This window comes from Sphingomonas beigongshangi (assembly GCF_016820445.1).
GTDB classification, from domain to species: domain Bacteria; phylum Pseudomonadota; class Alphaproteobacteria; order Sphingomonadales; family Sphingomonadaceae; genus Sphingomonas; species Sphingomonas beigongshangi.
Window position 1 is genome coordinate 179,752 of record NZ_JADHDT010000002.1, and the last position, 22,314, is coordinate 202,065.

Annotated in this window: 17 protein-coding genes and 1 tRNA gene; 5 read left to right on the forward strand and 13 right to left on the reverse strand. The window is 69.8% G+C overall.

Features of this window, described 5'->3' with window-relative positions; genetic code table 11:
• Positions 1-73: 73 nt before the first annotated feature.
• Together IQ292_RS04080 and IQ292_RS04085 are read right to left on the reverse strand one after the other, a co-directional pair.
• Positions 74-394, reverse strand: coding sequence for an RNA-binding S4 domain-containing protein (locus IQ292_RS04080; RefSeq protein WP_238940790.1), 321 nt, complete (start codon positions 392-394; stop codon positions 74-76).
• The gene (locus IQ292_RS04085; RefSeq protein ID WP_203309043.1) at positions 387-2,858 is read right to left on the reverse strand and encodes a helicase-related protein; all 2,472 of its coding nucleotides are present in this window, start codon (positions 2,856-2,858) and stop codon (positions 387-389) included. Before IQ292_RS04085 ends, IQ292_RS04080 begins: the two co-directional genes overlap by 8 nt.
• A gap of 325 nt (positions 2,859-3,183) precedes the next feature.
• On the opposite strand from IQ292_RS04085, the gene IQ292_RS04090 reads away from it, so the two are divergent.
• Positions 3,184-4,716: a M23 family metallopeptidase gene (locus IQ292_RS04090; protein ID WP_203309044.1), complete on the forward strand. Its 1,533-nt coding sequence runs from the start codon at positions 3,184-3,186 to the stop codon at positions 4,714-4,716.
• 145 nt (positions 4,717-4,861) lie between these two features.
• Here IQ292_RS04090 and IQ292_RS04095 read toward each other — a convergent pair whose 3' ends face one another.
• The 8 genes from IQ292_RS04095 to IQ292_RS04130 form a co-directional block, all read right to left on the reverse strand.
• Positions 4,862-6,547 carry an ATP-binding protein gene (locus tag IQ292_RS04095; RefSeq protein WP_203309045.1) on the reverse strand — a complete coding sequence of 562 codons (1,686 nt, stop codon included), beginning with the start codon at positions 6,545-6,547 and terminating at the stop codon, positions 4,862-4,864.
• Positions 6,548-6,641: 94 nt separating this feature from the next.
• Positions 6,642-7,409: a TIGR02186 family protein gene (locus IQ292_RS04100; protein WP_203309046.1), complete on the reverse strand. Its 768-nt coding sequence runs from the start codon at positions 7,407-7,409 to the stop codon at positions 6,642-6,644.
• A complete protein-coding gene (locus IQ292_RS04105; RefSeq protein ID WP_203309047.1) occupies positions 7,409-8,323 on the reverse strand; it encodes a sulfite exporter TauE/SafE family protein in 915 nt (304 codons plus the stop codon). Before IQ292_RS04105 ends, IQ292_RS04100 begins: the two co-directional genes overlap by 1 nt.
• A gap of 41 nt (positions 8,324-8,364) precedes the next feature.
• Positions 8,365-8,892 carry a hypothetical protein gene (locus tag IQ292_RS17595; RefSeq protein WP_287979224.1) on the reverse strand — a complete coding sequence of 176 codons (528 nt, stop codon included), beginning with the start codon at positions 8,890-8,892 and terminating at the stop codon, positions 8,365-8,367.
• Positions 8,893-9,401: 509 nt separating this feature from the next.
• Positions 9,402-10,784 (reverse strand): glycosyl transferase family protein, encoded by a 1,383-nt coding sequence (locus IQ292_RS04115; protein ID WP_338057582.1) that lies wholly within the window; start codon positions 10,782-10,784, stop codon positions 9,402-9,404.
• 119 nt (positions 10,785-10,903) lie between these two features.
• A complete protein-coding gene (locus tag IQ292_RS04120) occupies positions 10,904-14,269 on the reverse strand; it encodes an error-prone DNA polymerase (protein WP_203309049.1) in 3,366 nt (1,121 codons plus the stop codon).
• Complete coding sequence (locus IQ292_RS04125; protein ID WP_238940791.1) at positions 14,266-15,819, reverse strand: Y-family DNA polymerase; 1,554 nt, start codon at positions 15,817-15,819, stop codon at positions 14,266-14,268. Before IQ292_RS04125 ends, IQ292_RS04120 begins: the two co-directional genes overlap by 4 nt.
• The gene (locus tag IQ292_RS04130) at positions 15,713-16,474 is read right to left on the reverse strand and encodes an ImuA family protein (RefSeq protein ID WP_203309050.1); all 762 of its coding nucleotides are present in this window, start codon (positions 16,472-16,474) and stop codon (positions 15,713-15,715) included. Before IQ292_RS04130 ends, IQ292_RS04125 begins: the two co-directional genes overlap by 107 nt.
• A gap of 140 nt (positions 16,475-16,614) precedes the next feature.
• Between IQ292_RS04130 and IQ292_RS04135 the strand changes: the two genes are divergently transcribed.
• Both IQ292_RS04135 and IQ292_RS04140 read left to right on the forward strand, forming a co-directional pair.
• Positions 16,615-16,689 (forward strand) — tRNA-Gly (locus IQ292_RS04135).
• Between the two features lie 246 nt (positions 16,690-16,935).
• Positions 16,936-17,724, forward strand: a complete 789-nt coding sequence (locus IQ292_RS04140) for a DUF72 domain-containing protein (RefSeq protein WP_203309051.1) — start codon at positions 16,936-16,938, stop codon at positions 17,722-17,724.
• A gap of 3 nt (positions 17,725-17,727) precedes the next feature.
• On the opposite strand, the gene IQ292_RS04145 is transcribed toward IQ292_RS04140, so the two are convergent.
• The 3 genes from IQ292_RS04145 to hemC are packed head-to-tail and all read right to left on the reverse strand — an operon-like array spanning position 17,728 to position 20,221.
• Positions 17,728-18,630 carry a hypothetical protein gene (locus IQ292_RS04145; RefSeq protein ID WP_238940792.1) on the reverse strand — a complete coding sequence of 301 codons (903 nt, stop codon included), beginning with the start codon at positions 18,628-18,630 and terminating at the stop codon, positions 17,728-17,730.
• Entirely contained in the window at positions 18,627-19,307 is a 681-nt protein-coding gene (locus tag IQ292_RS04150) for a uroporphyrinogen-III synthase (RefSeq protein WP_203309052.1), read from the reverse strand. Before IQ292_RS04150 ends, IQ292_RS04145 begins: the two co-directional genes overlap by 4 nt.
• The gene (gene hemC, locus IQ292_RS04155) at positions 19,307-20,221 is read right to left on the reverse strand and encodes a hydroxymethylbilane synthase (RefSeq protein WP_338057583.1); all 915 of its coding nucleotides are present in this window, start codon (positions 20,219-20,221) and stop codon (positions 19,307-19,309) included. Before hemC ends, IQ292_RS04150 begins: the two co-directional genes overlap by 1 nt.
• Before the next feature lie 86 nt (positions 20,222-20,307).
• On the opposite strand from hemC, the gene tsaD reads away from it, so the two are divergent.
• Together tsaD and IQ292_RS04165 are read left to right on the forward strand one after the other, a co-directional pair.
• Positions 20,308-21,336 carry a tRNA (adenosine(37)-N6)-threonylcarbamoyltransferase complex transferase subunit TsaD gene (gene tsaD / locus IQ292_RS04160; RefSeq protein ID WP_203309054.1) on the forward strand — a complete coding sequence of 343 codons (1,029 nt, stop codon included), beginning with the start codon at positions 20,308-20,310 and terminating at the stop codon, positions 21,334-21,336.
• A complete protein-coding gene (locus IQ292_RS04165) occupies positions 21,333-22,304 on the forward strand; it encodes an NAD(P)H-dependent glycerol-3-phosphate dehydrogenase (protein ID WP_203309055.1) in 972 nt (323 codons plus the stop codon). Before tsaD ends, IQ292_RS04165 begins: the two co-directional genes overlap by 4 nt.
• The last annotated feature ends 10 nt before the right edge of the window (positions 22,305-22,314 follow it).

Consider the following 22,314-nt stretch of genomic DNA (forward strand, 5'->3'; position numbering starts at 1 on the left):
ACTCCCTCGCGCGCCCGAATGGCGGGCGTCTTGTTCACGAACGGCCGGCTGCTATGCCGCGTTCCGCCCCGCGTCAATCGATCGCGGCGGCTTGCGAGAGGTTCGCAGCATCGCCGGCGACGAGATCCTGGTAGCAGGAGCGCGCTTCCGGCGCCGGCCCGCGACGCGCGGGCAGGGCCTCCACGCGCAGCACGCGCACCTCGCCATGCAGCGCGAAGGTCAGGATATTGCCGACACGCACCGGCGCATGCGCCCGGTCGATCGCACGCCCGTCGATCCGCAGATGGCCGTCGCTCGCCATCGCCTGCGCCCGCTCCCGCGTCTTGGCGAGCCGGACGAACCACAGGAAGCGGTCGAGCCGCATCGTGCCGCCGCCTGGCCCGCCGTCAACCATGGTGCCGCCATCCCGCCAGCGCAGCGAACGCGCCGGTCGGCACCGGCGTCGGCCGCGCCGCCGCACGCGGCGCACGCCGACCCCGCCAGACCCAGCCCGGCTCCGCACCGCGGGCCGGCTGAAACCCCAGTTCCGCCATCAACCGCGCGACCGTCGCGGATTCAAGCCCCATCGAGGTCGCCAGCGCCGGATCGGGTGCGAAAGGCTTGCGACCCTCGCGTGCGTCATGGGCGGCCCGCGCGATCCGCTCGACCAGATCGATGCGCACCGCCTGCGCTCCGAGCGGCCGGAACCCCGCCGCCGGCACGGCGCCCGCCGCCCCGCGCGCCAGCACCGTTGCCCCCTCCCGCGCCAGCGCCGGCGGGACACCGCGCAGGCCCAGCAGCGTCCGCCGCCATCCCGCCGCCGCGGGCTTGAGCAGGCGCGGGTCGAACAGGTCGAGCGCGCCGATCGTCACGCCCGCCCTGCGCAAACGCTTGCGCTCCTCCGAAGACAGCGCGGCGAGCGGCTCGTGCAGCGCGAGGCGGGGCGACAGGCCGCCGACCGCCTCCAGTTCGCCGGCGACGACGCGCAGGTGGGGCGTCGCGCCCGCGTCGCGCGCGATGTCCGCCAGTGCGACCAGCGCGGGCACGCGTTTCGCCAGCGTCGCCGAAAGCCATGTCTGCAGCCGCGCCTGCACCGCCATACGCTGCGCCTTGTCGAGGCAGTCGAGATCGCGGTCGAGCTTCAGTTGCGGCCGCGCCAGCGACGGGCCGGCAACCAGCCGCGCGACGACATGACCCTGCCACGACACCGCGTCGTCCGTCAGGGAGAAGGCGGCATCCTCCGCCGCGACCAGCGCCTCGGCCCGCCGCCCGCGCTCGCCGACCAGCCTTTTCTCGGCCGCGGCGAGGAGCAGCCGGCGGTCGCCCGCGCGCGCGGCGGGATCGACGGTGAAGCGGAAACCGTCCAGCCGGCCGATCGCATGATCCTCGACCAGCACCTCGCCCTCCGGGCCGATCGTCACCGGCAGGACCCCCGCGTCTGCACCGATCCGGCGGATGAGCGCGGTCGTGCGCTTGTCGACGAACCGTTGCGTCAGGCTCGCGTGCAGGCCGTCGGACAGGCGCTCCTCGATGCTCCGCGTCCGCTCCGCCCACAGCTGCGGTTCCGCCAGCCAGTCGGCGCGATGGGCGATATAGGCATAGGTGCGGATCGCCGCGATCCGTCCAGCGATCGTCTCGACATCCCCCGCGATCGTGTCGAGCCGCGCGATCTCGTCGGCGAACCACTGATGCGGCACGACCATGCGCCCCTCGGACAGATAGCCGAACAGCCGCGCGACGAAGCGGGCATGGGGATCGAGGCCGAGCTTGCGGAAATCAGGCAATCCGCAGGCGGCCCACAGACGCTTGACCATCGCGCCGCCGCGCGCGCGGTCACGGACCCAGGTCTCGTCCGCCAATCGCTTCAGCACCGCCAGGTCCATCGCCTGCGGGGCCGCGATCAGGACGCCGGGCTCCGGCCGCCGTTCGAGGCTGGCGATCAGCGCATCGACGCTCGAGAAGTCGGGCGTGCCGCTGCGCCAGTACATATGCTCGATCGGCTTGAAGCGATGCTCCTCGATCGCCAGCACCTCTTCGGGCAGGAAGGCACCGGGGCCTTCCTCGGTGATCGCACCGAAGGTGCCGTCACGCTGGTGGCGCCCGGCGCGGCCCGCGATCTGCGCCATCTCCGCCACCGTGAGCCGCCGCTGCCGCCGCCCGTCGAACTTGGACAGGCCGGCGAAGGCGACATGCGCGACATCCATGTTGAGGCCCATGCCGATCGCGTCCGTGGCGACGAGGTAATCCACCTCGCCCGCCTGGAACATCGCCACCTGCGCATTGCGCGTGCGCGGCGACAGCGCGCCCATCACCACCGCCGCCCCGCCGCGCAACCGGCGCAGCATCTCCGCGACGGCATAGACCTCCTCCGCGCTGAACGCGACGATGGCGGAGCGCTTGGGCAGGCGGCTGATCTTCTTGGCCCCGGCGTAGGTGAGCCTGGAGAAACGCGGCCGGCCGATGATCTCCGCATCGGGCACGAGCGCGCGCACCATCGGCCGCAGCGCTTCCGACCCGAGGATCATCGTCTCCTCGCGCCCGCGTCGGCGCAGCAGGCGGTCGGTGAAGACGTGGCCGCGTTCCGGATCGGTGCCCAACTGCGCCTCGTCCAGCGCGACGAAGGCCGCGTCGTGCTCGGGCATGCTTTCCGCGGTGCAGAGAAACCAGCGCGCATGGGGGGGAACGATCTTTTCCTCGCCCGTCACCAGCGCGACCTTGTCCGCGCCCTTCTGTGCGACGATCCGGTCATAGACCTCCCGCGCCAGCAGGCGCAGCGGAAACCCCATGATGCCGCTCGAATGGCCGCACATCCGCTCGACCGCCAGGTGGGTCTTGCCGGTATTGGTCGGTCCCAGGACCGCGGTGACGCCACCTGACATGTCCGCAACATCGGCATTCGCGCGGACGAACGCAATAACGCAAAGCTACCCGTCACCGCCGGTCCGGATGATCGGGACGATCGACGCGTCCGCGCCGGCGAGCGGCGGCGGTGCCGGCGGCGGTGCAGGCGGCAAGGCGCGTGTCGCCAGGCCGGACGCTCGCTTTCGCGGGGTTTCGAACCGCCGCAGGTCGACCACAATCCATCGCAGCGAAGCGCCGGGGATCGACCGGTTAATTTGACTTTAGCACGTCATCCCCACAACGCTTCATCCCACGCCGGGGGGATAGCGCGGCGATCGAAGGGCTTTTTGGGGCGTCGCACGCGTGTTCCTGCGCAACGATCAGGGTCTGGAACTTGCCGGTGGCGGTGCATCGCGCACGCCGCCAGGCCTCGCGGCGTCGGCGTCGCGTGGCCCGGCGCCGACCTCGCTGCTCGCCCGCCTTCATGCCGCCGTGCTCGATGCGACGCACGATGTCGATTGGGTCCCCGACCTCGGGTCGCAGATCGGCAGCCGCCAATGGTGGCGCGGCCTGGGCACGCTGGGCGGCCTGATCGCTGCGGCGTGGATGGTGTCGCCCGGGTTCGACCGTCCGTTGGTGGGCGCCGTGCCCGCGCCGCTCGCCGGCACCGCGTGGGAGGAAACGCGCGCCCAGGGCATCGCGCCGCTCGCCTGGGGCGGTGACACCGGTCGGCGCATGGCGGCGGGCGACCTCGTCGCGCCGCTTGCCGAGGCGCCGGAGCGGCCGCAGGTCGAGCTCAGCGCGACGCTGGGAGAGGGCGACGCGCTGGACCGCGTCCTCGTCAGGGCCGGCGTCGGTCGTACGGATGCGCGCGCCGCCGCCGAGCTTATCGGCCAGACCACGGACCTCGACTCGATCGCGCCCGGCACGCGCATCGCGCTCACGCTCGGCCGGCGTCCGAACAGGACGGTCGCGCGCCCGCTCGACAAGCTCGCGATGCGCGCGCGGTTCGACCTCAACGTCACCCTCAATCGCGCCGGCGACGGCCTCGCGCTGACGCGCCAGCCGATCGCGATCGACGCCACGCCGCTGCGGATTCAGGGTCTCGTTGGCTCAAGTCTGTACCGTTCGGCGCGCGCCGCCGGTGTGCCTGCGCGTATCGTGGAAACGTACATCAAAGCGCTCGCAACCCGCCTGTCGATCGGACGCGACGTCCATGCCGCCGACACGTTCGACCTGATCGTCGAGCGCGAACGCGCGGCGACCGGCGAAGTGCGGCTCGGCAAGCTGCTGTTCGCCGGCATCGACCAGAGCCGCCGCGCGGTACAGCTCGTTCGCTGGCAGCAGGGCAATGGCGACGACGATGGCGCCGACGGGGATCACCCCACCTGGTTCGACGCCAACGGCCAGGCGGAACGCCACGGTACGATGGGCATGCCCGTCGCCGGACGCATCACCTCTTCCTTCGGCCTTCGCATGCATCCGTTGCTCGGCTTCATGCGCATGCACAAGGGGCTGGACATCGGTGCGCCCTATGGCGCCCCGATCTACGCGGTGCTCGACGGCACGGTGCAATCCGCCGGCCGCTCCGGCGGCTATGGCAATTTCGTCAAGCTCGCCCACCCCGCAGGCCTCGCCAGCGGCTATGGCCATATGAGCCGCATCGCGGTGGCGCGCGGCCAGCATGTCCGCCAGGGGCAGGTGATCGGCTATGTCGGCTCGACGGGCTTGTCGACCGGCCCGCACCTCCATTGGGAAGTGTGGCGGAACGGACAGACGATCAATCCGCGATCGATCTCCTTCGCCACGACCCAGACGCTGTCGGGTCCGGAGCGCCGTCGGTTCCGCAACTGGGTCGCTGGGCTGCTTTCGGTCCGGGTCGACCACGCCGGCTGATCGGCGATCGGGTCGGCGGCGTATGCGAGACGCCGCCCACATCGCGATGCCACCGATCTGCAGCCTTCCGACATTTCTTCCGTCGCAGTCGCGCGAGACGGTTTAGCGCGCGATCCCGCGAGGCGGGATCGGGACGGTGCCCGCCCTAGCGTCCCTGCGCACGCCAGCGCCGGATCGTCCGCTCCAGGATCGAATCCTCGCCGCCCGCATCGCGCCACAGCTGCGAGAAGAGCGGATCGCCCGATGCCGGACGCTTGCTTTCCTCCAGGGCGTCGAAGCTGACGCGGATCGGTATCGACACGCCCTCGCCGCAGACGATGCACTCTCGGTTGCGCAGCGCCGGAATGGCATCGAGAAACCCGCGTGCGCCCTCCGGCATCGCCGCGCGAACGAAGGCCTGGTCGCGCTCGTTGTTGAGCCGCATGGCGATGATCGTGCCGCATTGCGACAGCACGCCCTCCTCGAGATCGGAGGGCCGCTGCGTGATCAGCCCCAGGCTGACGCCATATTTACGGCCTTCCTTGGCGATGCGACCGAGGATGCGACCGACCGCGGTGCCCTTTTCGTTGCGCCCGGCGGGAATGTAGCGGTGTGCTTCCTCGCAAACGAGCAGGATCGGCCGTTGCGGCTCGTTGCGCGACCAGATCGCATAGTCGAACGTCATGCGGCTGAGCACCGCGACGACGACGGCGGTGATTTCCGACGGTACGCCCGATACGTCGACGATGGAGATCGGCCGGCCGTCCCCCGGCATCCGGAAGATCCGCGCCAGGAAATCCGCCATCGTGTCGGCGACCAGCATGCCCGAGAACATGAACGAATAGCGCGGGTCGGCCTTGATCTCGTCGATCTTGGTCTTGAGGCGCAGATAGGGCGCGGTATCGCCGGCGCGGTCCAGCTTGCCCATCTCGGCCTGGATCAACTGCGTCAGGTCGGAAAGAAGATAGGGGATCGGCGCGTCCACGGTCAGCTTGGCGATCTCCTGCCCGAGCCGGTTCTTGGCGCGGGCGGCCAGCAGGCATTTGGCGAGGATATCGGCATCGATCTGGCGCTCGGCACCGGCACTGGTGACGAAGACCTCGCAATGCTCTTCGAAATTCATCAGCCAGTACGGCATGGCGAGGTTGCCGACATCGAAGATCGCCCCGGTGTGGCGAAAAGCCGCGGCATATTCGCCATGCGGGTCGATCATCACCACATGGCCCTGCGGCGCCATCTGGCAGATGCGGTGAAGGATCAGCGCGGCCGCGGTCGACTTGCCGGTACCGGTCGATCCGACGAGCGCGAAATGCTTGCCGAGCATGGCATCAATGTACAGCGCCGCCCGCACGTCGCGGGTGGGATGGACGTGGCCGACCTCGACATGCGGTTGATCGGCCGCCGAATAGATCTGGCGCAGGTCGGCGGTGCTGATCGGGAACACCTCGCATCCCGGCACCGGATAGCGCGTGACGCCGCGCCGGAAATTGTAGAGCTTGCCGGTCAGGCGCTCCTCGTCGCCCTCCCCTAAGAAGTCGATGTCTGCCGCGACCCAGTCCTGGCCGACGCCCTGTTGCAGCGACAGGCTGCGGACATTTGCGATCAGCCAGGCGCCCGCAACGCGCATCTTGATCTGACCGCCGACCTGTCCGGCGGCCGCAATGACCGGATCGCCATCCGCGCTGACGAGATCGAGGCTCGCCCGATCGAGCAGAACGCGGCTGCCGCTGCCGCCGACGGACGTGACGCACCCGATGGGAGTCAGGGGACCCGATCCGCCGCGTAGCGCCGCCGCGCCATAGCCCAGGGGAACGGCGTTCTCGAACGCACGCGGGCCAGGCATCTCACTCATCACATCGCGCCTCTAAGCATATCGGACCTAGGCTATGCCCGCGCAGCGGTTAAGATAGCGTAAGGTGGTCATTTCGGCGGAATCTCCGCCATCCTCACATGCGTCGTGCGACCATGCCGGCCGCATAGCCCAGCGCGATCGACAGCGCGACGGCGGTCAGCCCGTAGAGGATAGCCGACCGGTCCGCCGCACGCGCGACGAACCGCTCGAACCCCGACTTGCGGATGTCGATGTCGCGTACCGCCGCCGCCAGCACCCGTCCGTCGCGGATCAGGAACGTCTCCGCGCTGAACCGCCCGACCGGAACGCGCGCGGGAATCGTCAAGCGCGCGCGATAGAGCACGCCATCGGTGATCTCGACCGCATGCGGTGCCTCGACATACAGGCCGCTCCGCCGCTTCAGGTCGACGAGACCCTGCTGGAACCGCTCCTGTACGTCGCTCAGCGTGCCCGCGCCGGGGGATAGCTGCAGGCTGCCTAGCCCCAGTTCGTAGATCGCGCGCGTTCGCTCGTCGACGATCCGCTCGATCGGGCGCGAGGAGGCGAGCGCATAGAAGGACGGTGCCGAACTGTAGCGCTGGCTCTTCGCATTGACCCAGATGCCGGCGATCTTTTCCTTTTGCCGGACGAGGATCGACTGCGTCGGTCCCTTCACGACGACGACGATGTCGGTCGGCGCCTGTCCGGCGGGGCGCCGGCCGCCCGGGTAGAGGATCGCGCCGAACAGCAGCAGTTCCGCGCCCGTGAAGCTGTAGGCGATTTCGATATTGCGCTGCGAGACGTCGGGGACCAGCTCCGGTTTGGCGTCGGGCACCGACTGCGCCATCAGCAGCGGGGCCAGGACGGCGAGCGCCGCGCGCATCACGTGAGCTCGACCGAAAAGATGTCCTCGGGACGCCAGACGAGGCCGAGCAGGATGCGCAGCCCGACGAGCAGCACCATGATCGCCAGCGCCAGACGCAGATATTCCGGCTTCACCTTGGTCGCGAACCGTGCGCCCAGCTGCGCGCCGGTCACCGAACCGACCAGCAGCAAGGCGGCGAGCACGATATCGACCGCCTTGGTCGTGGTCGCATGGACCATCGTCGCGATGGCGGTGACGAACAGCGTCTGGAAAAGGCTCGTCCCCACCACGACGCTGGTCGCCATGCCCAGAAGATAGATCATCGCCGGCACCAGGATGAAGCCGCCGCCGATACCCAACAGGATGGTCAATATGCCGGTACCGAACCCGAGCAGCAGGGGGGCGAGCGGCGAAATGTACAGGCCCGACGCATAGAATCGCGTGCGCAGCGGCAGAGCGGCGACGAGCGGATGATGGCGGCGCTTGCGGGGGCGCGGCTTCAGGCCGCCGCGGCTGACACCGATCGCGACGATCGACTCGCGCGCCATGGTGAAGCCGATGAAACCCAGCATTAGCACGTAGATGACGCCGATCACCGTATCGATCTGGCCGCTGCGCTGCAGCAGCCGGAAGATCCAGGCCCCCGCGAAGCTGCCGAGGACGCCGCCGGCGACCAGGACGCCGCCCATCTTCACATCCACCCCGCCGCGGTGGAAATGGGCGAAGACGCCCGAGACGCTGGCGCCCGTCACCTGGCTGGCGGAGGACGCGGCCGCCACGGTCGGCGGAATGCCATAGATGATCAGCAACGGCGTGGTCAGAAAGCCGCCACCGACGCCGAACATTCCCGACAACAAACCGACGCCGCCACCCAGCAGCACGATCACCAGCGCGTTGACGGACAGGTTGGCGATGGGAAGATACAGGTCCACGGGCTGGCGTTATAGGCGCAGCCGGCGGGTGCCCGCACCCCCTAAAAGTCGCTGCCCAGGCTGATCGCGGGACCCGATCCCGGACGCGCCTCGCCCGCGATCCGCTGACGCCAATCCGCGGCGATGCGCAGGCGGCGGGCCCCTGCGGGCAGCGACAGGCCGAGCGTCGGTCCGAGATCCAGCCGTCGCGCGCCGCGCTGGATGCCGCCCCAGACGCCGCCGCCGATATCGACGCGCACGCCATCGCGATCGACCACGGACCGCGTGATCCGGAGGGAGCCGTCCGCAAAACCCTCGGCGGCGTCGCGGCGGATGATGCCTGCCTGGGCATATCCTTCCGCCCGCCAACTGCCCCTGATCGCGGTGGGGCCGAAGCCGCCTATCACGCCCAGCATCGGACCGCCCCTGCCGCCATCCAGCGCCATGCGGCGCTCGGCGATCAGGTGGATGGGAACGGCGGTGGGCTGCCAGTCGATGCCGATCGCAGCCTCTCGTCCCGCACCATTCAGCGGTGTCGACAATCGAGCCGCCAGCGCGAGGCGCCGCCCCCTGTCGAGAGCGTAGGTCACGCGCAGTCCCGCCTGCGATCCGCCCAATTGACCGCCCAGCAGTGCGCTGCTCGATCCGCCGCGGACGATGCCCCAAAGGCTGGCGGCCAGCCGTCCACGTCTTGCCGTGATGGAAGGGGGTCTCGCCGCTGGAGGTGGCGCGACCGGTATCGGCAAGATGGCTTGAGACGCGGCGCGATCCTCCCCCGACGCCACTTTCTGCTCTGTCAGCGACGTCGTCGGCACGGCATCGTGGATTGTGCCGGCCCCTCGTGATCGGTGATCCGTCTTGCCATGTGCTGCACGTTCGTTGTTGGAAAGGCGGCTCCTCGGGTCCGCACGAGGCGTCATGGCCGCTTGCGCGACCCGCCTCGCCTGCGTGGTACGCAACGCGATCGCGGCGATCGCCGACGGGATCGGCGCCGGCGGGGCCACCGCATCCGCCTGGTGCCCGACGGGCCACAGGGCGGCGCTGCGCGCGAATACCCATATCGCCAGCGCGCCGGCGAGGAAGCGAAGCGGCCGACCCTTCACTTCGGTAGCGTGGTGCCGTCCGGAAAGGCATGGCTGGTCTTGTCCCAGGCGACGGTGCCCCCGCGCAGCAGCCGCACGTAGCGGGCGAGCGCGCGCGGCGCGGCGACGAGCGCGACGACGTTGCCGACGAAGAACCGCGGCACCGATCGCAGGGCCTCCCTACCACCATAGGTTCGGCCGGTGCAGACGATCCGCATCGCGATCCGCCAGCCGAGCAGCCCCGTCGTGGAGACCGCCAGCCAAGGCGCCAGATAGGCAGCGTCGCCCACTCGGCCGGTCGCCAGATGCAGCAGCAGACTGGCGCCCCATAGGAGGATCGCGGCATAGGCGATCGCGAGGACCAGCACGGAAAGCAACGCGCGCCGGTCGCGCATCCGCATCCAGTGGTCGCCTAGAGCATGGGGACGCGCCCATCCGGTGCGGTCCCACCCCGCAAGCGCGATGCCCGTCATCCACCGCGCCTTCTGTCGGGTGGCCGCTTGCAGCGTTTCGGGGAAATAGGCTCGCACCGCGATCAGGGAGCCGTCGACAGGATCGCGCAGGCGCACGAAAGCCGATCGCCCGTGCAGTTCGCCGATCCTGAGGCCCATCTCGTAATCTTCCGTCAGGCTCGCGGCATCGAAGGGATCTCCGCCCCGCTCATCGGCCAGCCGGCCGAGCATATCGCGCGCAATGGCGCACCCCGTCCCGGCGAGCGGCATCGCGGCGCCGAGGCGGTTGCGAACGATCTGCTGTACGCCATGGGCATAGGCGAACTCGTCCGCATAATGGCCCGAGACCAGCGATCCCCGGCGGATCAGCGGCAGGACCGGCAGTTGGACGACGGCATAACGATCGATCAACGTATCGAATGTCGAAAGCTCCCTTGCATGCACGACATCTTCCGCATCGTGCAGCACGACCGCACGCGCGCGGAAGCCCTGGCGACGTTCGTCGTCGCACAAGGCACGCCACACGGTGTTCAGGCACCCCGCCTTGGTCGTCGGTCCGGGCAGATCGCCGATGACCAGCCGGATGCGAGGATCGGTCGCAGCAACCGCCGCGGCAGCGGCGATCGTCGGACGATCGTTCGGATAAAGGCCGACGTAGATGCGATAGTCGGGATGCTCGAACCGCTGAACCGCGGCGGCGAGCATATGTCCGATCACCGCGACCTCGTCCCATGCGGCCACGAACACGACCAGCGGCCCCTGCGCATCGGGCAGGGCCGACCATGCGCGCTGAACAGGTCGGCAACGCGCGGTGTCGGCGACATACCATCCCAGGAAGCAGAGATCGACCAGCGCATCGTCGATGCCGCCGATCAACAGGCCTGCGGCGGCGAACAGCATCGTCTCGCGCGCAAGCACGTCGATCACGACGAGACTTTGCTTCAACACCTGCGGCCCCCATACCGAAGATGAAATCACATCCGTTTCGGACAATGTCTTAAGCCAAGATGGCCCGGCGGACCCTATTATTATGGTCCATTATGGATCATGTTGGCTTCGCTTGGGTATCAGTGGAAATCCCGTGACTTCGGCAGGATCCTGACGTCGCGCGGGTGGCCGCGGCCGCTTTGACCGCGCGAATCCTGCGCCATGATCGGCTTTGACCGGATCATCGAATCGACGTCCCCCCGGGACAGGCGCGCCAATTCGTGGGTGCGGTCGTAGGCGCGCGTGGTCATCAGGTGGACGACGCCTTCTTCGCTGCGCTGGATGACGCCCTCCAGGACCAGCAACCGCGCGGCCATGACGACCCGTCGATTCGCCTCGAAATCCCGCGCCCACAGAAGCGCATTGGTGATTCCTGTCTCGTCCTCGATCGTCACGAAGATCGCATTCCCCTTGCCGGGTCGCTGGCGGACCAGCACGACGCCGGCGACGCGGGTCCGCCGGCCGTCACGGGCGCCTGCGGCCTGTTCGCTCGACAGCACGCCTTCCGCCGCGAACATCGGGCGCAGGAAGCGCATCGGATGATCCTTGAGCGACAGACGTGTGGTCTGATAATCCGTCGCCACCTCCTCGCTGGCCGGCATCGCCGGAAGCGCGGAGCAAGGTTCCGCCGCCATTTCCGGTGCATCGGCGGCGGCGAACAGGGCGAGTTGACGGGGCGGCGTACGACGCACCTCCCACAAGGCGTCGCGTCGCGGTAGCGCGATCGAACGGAAAGCATCGGCGTCCGCGAGCAGCCGCAACGCGCGCGGCGGCAGGTCGACGCGTGCGGCAAGCGCCTCCACGCCCTCGAAAGGACGGTCGACGCGCGCGGTCACGATCGGACGCGCCCAATCCTCGCGAAAACCGTCGATCTGGCGAAAGCCGAGCCGCACCGCGAGCTTGCCGTCTTCGCAGCGTTCCAAAACGGTGTCCCATGCACTGGCATTGACGTCGACCGGCCGCACCACGACGTCATGCGCGCGCGCATCCTGCACGAGTTGCGCGGGCGCATAGAAGCCCATCGGTTGGGAATTCAGGATGGCGGCACAGAAGACCGCCGGGTGGAAGCATTTGATCCAGCTCGAGACATAGACCAGCCGCGCGAAGCTGAGTGCATGACTTTCGGGAAATCCATAGGAGCCGAACCCCTCGATCTGCTTGAAGCACCGCTCGGCGAAGTCGCGCTGATACCCCCGGCGTGCCATGCCTTCGACGAGCTTGGCGTGGAAATTGTGCATGCCGCCGACGTTGCGGAACGTCGCCATCGCACGCCGCAGCTGGTTCGCCTCTTCGGGCGTGAACTCCGCAGCGACGATGGCGAGCTTCATCGCCTGTTCCTGGAACAGCGGCACGCCATACGTATCCTTGAGCAGGGTCTGCAGTTCGTCCGCCGGGCCGAAGCGGGGGTCCGGCGAAGGCAGGTCGGCCGCCTCCTTGCCGGCCCGGCGGCGCAGATAGGGGTGCACCATGTCCCCCTCGATCGGGCCGGGCCGGACGATCGCGACCTGAACGACGAGGTCGTAGAGCCGGCGCGGGCGGAGGCGGGGCAGCATGTTGATCTGCGCCCGGCTTTCCACCTGGAATACGCCGATACTATCCCCCTTGCACAGCATGTCGTAGACCGCGTCGTCCTCCGCCATCGCCACCGTATCGAGCGCGGGATCGCCCAGTCCGTGCATGCGCATCAGGTCGAACGCCTTGCGGATGCAGGTCAACATGCCGAGCGCGAGCACGTCGACCTTCATCAGGCCCAGGCAATCGATGTCGTCCTTGTCCCATTCGATGAAGGTACGGTCCTTCATCGCGCCATTGTGGATGGGCACCGTCTCGTCGAGCCGCCCCTGGGTGAGAACGAAGCCGCCGACATGCTGCGACAGGTGGCGCGGAAATTCGAGCAGCTGCTCGACCAGGCCGTATAGCCGCACGATCTCCGGCGAATCCGGGTCCAGCCCGCTTTCCGCCAGATGCTTCTCCTCGAACCTGCCGGCATAGCTGCCCCAGACGGTACTGGTCAGCCGCTGCGTCACATCCTCGGTCAGGCCAAGCGCCTTGCCGACCTCGCGTACCGCGGAGCGCGGCCGATAGTGGATCACCGTCGCCGCGATCGCAGCGCGGTGACGGCCGTAGCGCCGGTAGATGTACTGCATCACCTCCTCGCGCCGCTCGTGTTCGAAATCCACGTCGATGTCGGGGGGTTCGTCGCGCTCGGCGGAGACGAAGCGCGAAAACAAGAGATCGTGCTCCATCGGATCGACCGACGTGACGCCCAGCAGAAAGCAGACCGCCGAATTGGCCGCCGACCCGCGCCCCTGGCACAAGATCGGCGGCTCGATGCTGCGCGCGTAGCGGACGACGTCGTAAACGGTCAGGAAATAATAGGCATATTCCTTTTCCCGGATCAGCGCGAACTCGTCGCGGAGAAGACCCAGCATCTTGTCGGGAACGCGGTCCTGGTAGCGGTCGAGTGCGGTCTGCCAGACGAGATGTTCGAGCCAGTCGTGCGCATCCCAGCCCATCGGCACCGGTTCGTGCGGATATTCGTATCGCAGTTGGCCAAGGTCGAAATCGATCCGGTCCAGCAACACGCCGCTTTGCGCCACCGCCGCCGGCCAGCCGTCGAAGAGGCGCGCGATCTCCTCCGGCGCCTTCAGGTGCCGTTCGGCATTGGCGGCGAGCAGCCGCCCGGCGCGCTGCACCGTGACGCCTTCGCGGATGCAGGTCACGATGTCGTGAAGCGCACGCGCGTCGGGGCTGGCGTAGAGCGCGTCCGCGGTGGCAAGCAGCGGAACGCCGGCGGTGTCGGCAAGGCGCGCCAGGCGCAGCAGACTGCGCCGGTCGCGACCCCCGCGCGGCATCGAAACGCCCAGCCACAGCCGCCCGGCCGCGACGGCGCGCAGCCGCGTCAGCGTCGCGGCGAGGCTCGCATCGCCGCGACGCGGCGGCAGCGGCCCCTGCGCCGCGTCCGGATGGGGTATCGGGGGCGTATCGCCGATGCTGCTGTACGGCAGCACGATGAGCAACAGATCGTCCGCGTGCCGGACGAGGTCGCCGATCCCGAGGATGCAGCCGCCCTTCACGGCCCGCCGGTTGCCCGTGGTGAGAAGCCGGGTCAGCCGTCCCCAGCCATGGCGGGTGGCGGGATAGGCGACGATGTCCTGCGTCCCGTCGACGAAGACCAGCCTGGCGCCCACCGCCAGCTTGAAATCGTAGGATGGCAGGCGCGCACCGAGCAGCCCCTTGTTCGCGCGCTGCAGCGCGTCATAGGCGCGCACGACCCCCGCGACAGTATTCCGATCGGCGATTCCGATCCCCGCGAAGCCGAGCTTGACCGCACGAGATACCATGTCCGACGGCGCACTCGCGCCATGGAGGAAGGAATAATGCGTCGCGGCGACGAGTTCGGCGAAGCGCGGCGCCTCACCCATCGCGCGGACGGGGCCGATCATGCGAACAGGCCGTGTAGATACCAGCGCGGATCTTCCGTTTCTCCATGCAGGCCATGACGGAATATCCAGAAACGCCGACCGCGGCGATCCTCCACCCGGTAATAGTCGCGGGTCGGGATGGTCGCATCGTGACGCCGCCACCATTCGCCGGCGATCCGCTCGGGCCCTTCGGCGCGCGCGACCTCGTGCAGCCGGCGGCGCCAGCGAAAGCGATGCGGCGGGCCGTCGGGCACTTCGGCCATCACGCTCTCGATCGGCTGGGGCGGATCGAACAGATAGATCGGCCGCATCGGCGGCTCTCCCTCCTCGGGTTGCGGCCATGCCGCCGCGGCGGCTGCGGGCGCCGTGGCGGGCAGCATCAATTCGGCCTGTTCGGGAATATGGCTGTCGCGGGGCACGAAACGGCGCAGCCGGTTGCGCCCGAGCCGCGTCGACAGTCGATCGACCAGACCGGCGAGCTGCTCGGTGCCGCCCTCCCCGCCCTCGAGCTGGAGCTGCGCGGCATCGAGGCGTTCGGCAAGTGCGACGTCGAGACGGACGAGGTCATAGCCGAAGCCGGGATCGAGCGGATCGGCGAGTGCGTCGATCCGCTCGGCGAACAGCCGCATCAACAACGGCACGTCGCGGGTCGGCTGCCCGGTTTCGATGGGGAGCGGCTGGACGTGACCGTCGGCGCGGAACAATCGCGCGATCCAGCGACGGCCACCCTGATGACGGGTCTCGAGCATCGCCGCCGCCTCGCCGGCAAGATCGGCGATCACCGCCAGCACATGCTCGGTCCGGGCGATCGGTTCGGCAAAGCGGCGTTCGGCGATCACCGGCGCCTGGCGGACCCATGGCTTGACCGGCGTCTGCACCTCTCCCGACAGGCGACGGACCGCGGTCGCGGCGTCTGCCCCGAAGCGTGCGGCGATGCCGGCAAGCGGCCGCGCCATCACGTCGCCGACCGTCTTCAGGCCGGCGCGCGCGAGCGCGACCGCATCGTCGGGATCGAGTTCCAGTGCCGCGACGGGGAGGCGGCGCACCGCGCTCTTCTCGTCCGGCGCGGGACCTCCGGCATAGCGGGCGAGGGCCAGCGCGATCTCCGGCGTGTCGCCGAAGGCATGGCGGACGAGGATGCCGCGCCTTGCCATCCGCCCCTCCACGTCCGCCGCCAGCGGCCGCTCGCCGTCGAAAGCATGGGTACAGCCCGCGATGTCGACGACGAGTGCGGACGGCGGCACCAGCGCGACGGTAGGACTGTAGCGGGCACAGCCTTCCGCCAGTCGCTCCAGCCAGTCCAGATCGGCATGGGGATCGGCGGGAAACGCTTCGAGCTCGGGCACGCGCGCCCGGGCGTCGGCAAGCGTCAGCCCCGGCTCCAACCCCAGGCGCGCCGCCGCCAGGTTCACCGCGGTGAGCCGGGTCGCATTGCCGACCGTTTCGGTGAACGCGACAGGCGTCTCATCCCGACCGGCGAACAGGTGCGGCCGGGTGGTGCGCAACCGTTCGATCGGCAGCCACGGAAAGACCAGCGCCAGATACCGGCGCGCCACGGAAACTCTGGGCATCTCGATCCCATTCCACACGCCAACTCTCGCCCGCCGGGCCGCCGCGGCGACGCAGGCATTCGACGTCGAAGGCCGGTACGCCGGGCGCATCCGCCTCCAGCGCACGCGACGGCGCCGCCCGCACGCTCCAGCGCGTCGCGGCGGCGCTGGGCGCGGGCGTCGCCGCGACGCGCAGCGACAGCACGGTCACGCCCGATCCTTCCGCCGCCAACATCAGCCGCCGGGTCGCGGTGAGGTCCAGCCCGCGTGCGGGGCCCACCGTTTCGACCAACAGCGTGCCGAGTCCCGCGCAACGCGCCGCATCCGCGGAAGCGCGCAGCAACGCCGATTCGTCGGGCAGGATACCCAACACCAGCGAATCGGCGCCGAGCCCCAATTCGGCCAGTCCGCCGGCATGCGGCCGACCCTGGGCCTGCTCCGCCGCCTCCGTCCTCAGCCAGAACAGCGGCAGGGCGCGGGCGGCGAGCGCCGTGGCGATGCCGAATCCCGCGCCGCTCGCGCCATCTTCCGCCTGAACCGCATAGATTTCATGCAGTTGCCCACGCGCCAGGCCACGTTTCAGCCAGCCGTCGGGGCTGGCCGATGTGGCTTGCAGCATGGCCGTACCCGCGGCAATGCGCCGCAGCCGGGCGATCAAGGCAGTCGAGTCGGGCATATATGTTCTTGTAATGTTCTACATAGCGAGTCGCCAAGACGGAATCTTTCGCTGCGCATGCACAAGATGCTTGCGCACCCTCGGACCCCCTGCTAGTGGCCGCGCCTCACCCAGCCGGTTCGCCGGCTCAAGGCGCCAGAGCGGGCGTAGCTCAGGGGTAGAGCACAACCTTGCCAAGGTTGGGGTCGAGGGTTCGAATCCCTTCGCCCGCTCCAGTCTCTCGAAGACTTGCCGGACATGCCGGGCTTCTCGCGAAGCCATCTGTTCCCCATCGACGCGGACGCTGCTTTGCGTGGATAGAGTCTGATCCCCGTGCGTGGAAGCGGCGGCGGCCCGATCCGGTTTAGCTGGATCGCACATCAGCGAAGCCGCCAGCCGGGGAATTTCGGGCACGCATTCTGTCGCCGACGCGACATAGCGACGGCTCACCCATGACCGCGCCCTGCGCGTATACCACGACCATGACCATTCGAATCGGGATCGGCGGCTGGACCTACGAGCCGTGGCGGGGAAGCTTCTACCCCGAAAGATGGCCGCAAAAGCGCGAGCTGGAATATGCCGCATCCAGGATGACCGCGATCGAGATCAACGGCACCTATTATTCCCGCTTCAAGCCGCAGAGTTTCGCCGCCTGGGCGGCAAGCGTACCCGACGGCTTCGTCTTCACGCTCAAGGCATCGCGATACTGTACCAACCGCAAGGTGCTGGCGGACGCCGGCGAAGCAATCGAGCGGTTCGTCGGACAGGGCATCGTCGAGCTTGGCGACCGGCTGGGCCCCATCCTGTGGCAATTCATGGCGACCAAGCGTTTCGATCCCGACGACATGCGCGCCTTCCTTGCGCTGCTGCCTAGAACCCATGCCGGCGTCACGCTCCGCCATGCGGTGCAGGTGCGGCACGAAAGCTTCGCCGATCCGGCCTTCGTCGCGATGGCACGCGACTCCGGGGTGGCGATCGCCTTCGCCGACTCCGCCGACTATCCGGCCATCGCCGACGTGACCGGGGACTTCGTGTACGCGCGACTGGAACAGGCCGAGGACGCGCAGCCGAACGGCTACAGTGATCCGGCGCTCGATCGCTGGGCCGGGATCGCACGCGGCTGGGCGGCGGGGGAACAGCCGCCGGGCCTGCCCTATGCCAGCCCCGACACGCCGCCCCGCGAAGCGCGGGACACATTCATCTTCTTCATCAACGGCGCCAAGATCCGCGCCCCCCATGGCGCGATGGCGCTGATCGAGCGGATGGGCTGACGATCAGACGCCGTCCGTGGTCACCGCCGGCGCCGTCGGCTGAGGCGCGGGTGCCACGGGTGTCGGCGCGGGCATGCTGAGCGCCGTCGTCTCGATCCGGTCGAGTGCCTGGCGCGCCGCGACGTAGCGGCCCGCTGCGGAGAGCCAGTTGCCGGCGTTGCGGGCGCCCGGCATGCGCAGCACCTCCGCCCGCGCCGCCTCGACCTGCCCGCCCTCGAGCAGCCGGCGGGCGCGCGCCAGCCGGTCGGCCGGACGCGGCGAGGGCGTGTCGGCACGACGCAGGACGACGAGGCTGCCGAGCTCCTGGCGAAGGCTCACGATCAGATCGCTGCTGCCGATCGTCTGGATCTGCGGCGCGATCGCATCGAGGCCCTGGCGCAGATCCTCCAGCGTCACCGGCTGGCGCGCGGCCGCGATGACCTCCGCGACCGCCCGCGGCTGGCTGGCGCCGAAGCGCGTGCGGAGCTGCTCCTCGAGATACCCGAGCCCGGTTCCGCGGTCGAGCGCGCGTCGTGTCGCGACCGCGACGAGCACGCCCTCCGCGCGCGCCGCCTGCCCGGCGGCGGCATTCGCTTCCGTCGTCACCGTGGCGGTACGCGCCTCGATCGAAGAAAGCTGGCCGGCGAGCATCGCCTGCCGCGACGCAAGCGCGGCTGCGTCCGGCGCGGCACCCTCGTCATTGGCGTTGACCGGCTGCGACGGCGAGAAGCCGGACGGTTCGGCGACCGCCTGCCGCCTTGCCTGCACGGGCGCGCCGCCAAACCAGGCGATTCGCTTCATCGCATAGGCCGCAAGCCCGATGCCTGCGACAAAAGCGAGTAGCGCCAACAGGATGACGACACCCGCTTGGATGCCGTTTCGCGGGGCGCGCGAACGCATCGCGTCGATCGGCACATGGTCGGTCATAGCGTCTTATCCCCGCCCCCCGCCGCACGGTCAATCGATTGTGCAAGCGCGACGAGCGTCGCGTCGACCGGCTGCGCTGCCGCCGCCACCGCACGCCAGCCCGATCCCGCCGCGCACGCGACCGCGGGGCTCAGCGCCACGATCGACGCGTCGTGCCGTTCGCCCTGCGGGATCAACGCGGCGACGCGTCGGGCCGCGCGGGCGGAATGCAGGAGCACGAGCCGCCCCGCCGCTGCCGCGGCGAAGGCGGCGGCGTCCACGGGCAGCGCGACGCTGTCATAGACGATCGCGGTGGGCGACCCGGTCGCGACATGGTCCCGTCCGGCGAGATGGAGCGGACGGACGAGCCCGGCCTCGGCCGCCGTCGTCAGTACGGCGGCGACATCGCGCGTGCCGGTGATCGAGACTTGCAGCCCGGCCGCACGCGCCACCGACGCCGTGGCGTGTCCGACCGCGATCACCGGCATCATCGCCAGCATCCGCAATTGCGGACCGGCGTGCCGGATCGCCTGGGCGCTCGTCACCAGCAGCGAATCGAACGTCGCGGGATCGGGGGGAGCCCATTCGACCGGTTCGACGGCGAACAGCGGCCACCCCAGCGCATCGCCGCCGGCCGCCCGCAGGCGCGCGAGGGTCCGCGCATTGCCGGGTTCGGGTCGGACGACGAGGAAGCCCATCAGCCGCCGAACAGGCGCCGGACGCGATCGGGCGCGCGCGACAGCAGGTCTCCGGCAAGTTCGGCGGCGATCGCCTCGCCGATCATCCCCTCCGCATGTCCCTCGACGAACGCGCCGCCATCCTCGGCCAGCAACTCGGCGCGCAGCGACAGCGTCGTGCCGGCGACGGAGGCAAGCGCGGCGACCGGCGAATGGCAATCGGCACGCAGCGCGGCGAGCAGCGCACGCTCCGCCAGGACGCAGCGGTGCGTCACCGCATCGTCGATCGCGGCAACGATCGCCCGCGCGGCGGCGTCGGCGGCGCGGACCTCGATGCCGACCGCACCCTGTGCCGGTGCGGGAAGCATCGCGTCCGTCGGGATGGCATAGCCGATCGTATCGCGACCCAGCCGGTCGAGCCCCGCCGCCGCGAGCAGCGTCGCATCCGCCTCCCCCGCCGCCAGCTTGGCCAATCGGGTATCCACGTTGCCGCGGAACAGCACGATGCGAAGGTCCGGCCGCTGGCGGAGCAGCTGCGCGCGACGGCGCGGACTGCTGGTGCCGACCACCGCGGCGGGCGGCAGCGCGGCGATCTCGGCCGCACCGATCAGGCGATCGCGCACGTCGGCACGCGGCAGCATCGCGGCGATGGCGATCGCATCGGGTCGGAAGGTCTCGACGTCCTTCATCGAGTGGACGCAGGCGTCGATCTCGCGATCGAGGAGGGCGCGATCGAGCTCCTTCGTCCACAGCGCCTTGCCGCCGATCTCCGCGAGCGCACGGTCCTGCACCCGATCGCCGGTGGTGCGGACGACGACCAGCTCGACCGCGTCGACCGGCCAACCGTGGCGCGCGCACAGGGCGTCGCGCACCATGCTCGCCTGCGTCAGCGCCAGCGGAGAGCCGCGCGTGCCGAGCCTGAACTTGACGGTCACCCCTTGCCCTTCCTGCCGTACCCGGCCGCCATGGCGAAAGCGCGGGGCTTCGACAAGTTTCGCGCGAGCGCGTAAGGGCCTGCAGCATGGCTGCATCGATCATCCTTGGCCTCGAATCCTCGTGCGACGAGACCGCCGCCGCGCTGGTGACCGGCGACCGCCGGGTGCTGGCGCATCGCCTGGCGGGACAGGAAGCGCATCATGCGCCGTTCGGCGGGGTAGTGCCTGAAATCGCGGCACGCGCGCATGTCGAGGCGCTGGAGCCGCTGATCGCGGCCGCGCTGGACGATGCGGGGCTGCGGCTCGACCAGGTCGATGCGATCGCCGCGACGGCTGGACCGGGACTGATCGGCGGGGTCATGGTCGGCCTCGTCACCGGCAAGGCGCTCGCCCATGCGGTCGGCAAGCCGCTGGTCGCGGTCAATCATCTCGAAGGCCATGCGCTCAGCCCGCGGCTGTCCGACCCCGACCTCGCCTTTCCCTATCTGCTGCTGCTCGTGTCGGGCGGCCATTGCCAGCTGCTGCTCGTCGAAGGCGTCGCCCGCTATCGGCGGATCGCGACGACGATCGACGATGCCGCGGGTGAGGCGTTCGACAAGACCGCCAAACTGCTCGGCCTGGGATTTCCCGGCGGTCCGGCGGTCGAGCGCGCGGCCGCGCACGGTCGGCCGGTCGTACCCCTGCCGCGCCCGCTGAAGGGATCGGCCGAGCCGCATTTCAGCTTCGCGGGCCTCAAGAGCGCGGTGGCGCGCGCCGTCGGCCAGCATGCACCGGAAGATATCGCCGCCTCCTTCCAGGCGGCAGTGGTCGATTGCCTGATCGACCGGACCCGCCGCGGAATCGCCGGCATTCCCGCGACCGCCTTGGTCGTGGCGGGCGGCGTCGCCGCCAACACGGCGGTGCGCGCCGCGTTGCAGGCACTGGCCGAAGACCATGGCCTGCGTTTCGTCGCGCCGCCGCTGTGGCTGTGCACCGACAATGCGGCGATGATCGCATGGGCGGGCGCAGAGCGGTTCGCCGCCGGGCTCACCGACCCGCTCGACACGCCGGCACGCGCGCGCTGGCCGCTCGACCCCGACGCAGAGGCCGTGCGCGGCGCAGGAGTGAAGGCATGAAGATCGGTGTGATCGGCGGCGGCGCATGGGGCACGGCGCTTGCGCAGGTGGCGGCGTACCGCGGCGAGCCCGTGCTCCTGTGGGCACGCGAGCCCGACGTGGTGGCGGGGATCAACGACGCGCACGAGAATCGCCTGTTCCTCGCCGGCGTACCGTTGTCGCCTTCGATCCGCGCGACGGGCAGCCTCGGCGCCTTGGCCGAATGCGATGCGCTGCTCGTCGTCGCGCCGGCGCAGCACGTGCGCGCCGTGCTGGCCGAGACGGCGGTAGGGACGACGCCCCTGGTGCTGTGCGCGAAGGGAATCGAGGCCAAGACGCGCCTGCTGGTCGGCGAGGTCGCGCGGTCGGTGCATCCGCGCGCGCCCGTCGCCGTTCTTTCGGGCCCGACCTTCGCGCATGAAGTGGCTGCGGGGCTGCCCACCGCGGTGACGCTGGCGGCATCGGACGAAGCCTTGGGCCAGGCGCTCGCCGCGCGGCTCGCTGCGCCGCATTTCCGGCCCTATGCGAGCGACGACGTGATCGGCGCCGAGATCGGTGGCGCGGTCAAGAACGTGCTGGCGATCGCATGTGGCGTGGTCGAGGGCGCGGGCCTGGGCCAGAACGCGCGCGCCGCATTGATCGCACGCGGCTTTGCGGAAATGACGCGCTTCGGACTGGCGCGTGGCGCGCGCGCGGAGACGCTGGCTGGCCTGTCGGGGCTCGGCGATCTGGTGCTGACCTGTTCGTCGACGAGCAGCCGCAACTTCTCGCTCGGCGTCGGCCTCGGCAAGGGGCGCTCCGCGACGGAACTTCTTGCCGATCGGCGGACGGTCGCGGAAGGCGCCTTCACCGCGCCGGTGCTGCGCGAGGCGGCGGCCGCTGCGCACGTCGACATGCCTGTGACGGAGGCGGTCTGCCGACTCCTCGAGGGCGAGCCGCGCGAACATGTGATCGGCGCGCTGCTGGCACGACCGCTCCGCCGCGAATAACCCAGCCGGC

Excerpts from the sequence above, each read along its gene's own strand:
- tsaD (WP_203309054.1), top strand. The coding sequence starts at position 20,308 with ATGGCTGCATCGATCATCCTTGGCCTCGAATCCTCGTGCGACGAGACC.
- IQ292_RS04145 (WP_238940792.1), bottom strand. The coding sequence starts at position 18,630 with ATGACCGACCATGTGCCGATCGACGCGATGCGTTCGCGCGCCCCGCGA.
- IQ292_RS04165 (WP_203309055.1), top strand. The coding sequence starts at position 21,333 with ATGAAGATCGGTGTGATCGGCGGCGGCGCATGGGGCACGGCGCTTGCG.
- IQ292_RS04095 (WP_203309045.1), bottom strand. The coding sequence starts at position 6,547 with ATGAGTGAGATGCCTGGCCCGCGTGCGTTCGAGAACGCCGTTCCCCTG.
- IQ292_RS04080 (WP_238940790.1), bottom strand. The coding sequence starts at position 394 with ATGGTTGACGGCGGGCCAGGCGGCGGCACGATGCGGCTCGACCGCTTC.
- IQ292_RS04100 (WP_203309046.1), bottom strand. The coding sequence starts at position 7,409 with ATGCGCGCGGCGCTCGCCGTCCTGGCCCCGCTGCTGATGGCGCAGTCG.
- IQ292_RS04140 (WP_203309051.1), top strand. The coding sequence starts at position 16,936 with ATGACCATTCGAATCGGGATCGGCGGCTGGACCTACGAGCCGTGGCGG.
- IQ292_RS04085 (WP_203309043.1), bottom strand. The coding sequence starts at position 2,858 with ATGTCAGGTGGCGTCACCGCGGTCCTGGGACCGACCAATACCGGCAAG.
- IQ292_RS04150 (WP_203309052.1), bottom strand. The coding sequence starts at position 19,307 with ATGGGCTTCCTCGTCGTCCGACCCGAACCCGGCAATGCGCGGACCCTC.
- IQ292_RS04125 (WP_238940791.1), bottom strand. The coding sequence starts at position 15,819 with ATGCCCAGAGTTTCCGTGGCGCGCCGGTATCTGGCGCTGGTCTTTCCG.
- IQ292_RS04130 (WP_203309050.1), bottom strand. The coding sequence starts at position 16,474 with ATGCCCGACTCGACTGCCTTGATCGCCCGGCTGCGGCGCATTGCCGCG.
- IQ292_RS04120 (WP_203309049.1), bottom strand. The coding sequence starts at position 14,269 with ATGATCGGCCCCGTCCGCGCGATGGGTGAGGCGCCGCGCTTCGCCGAA.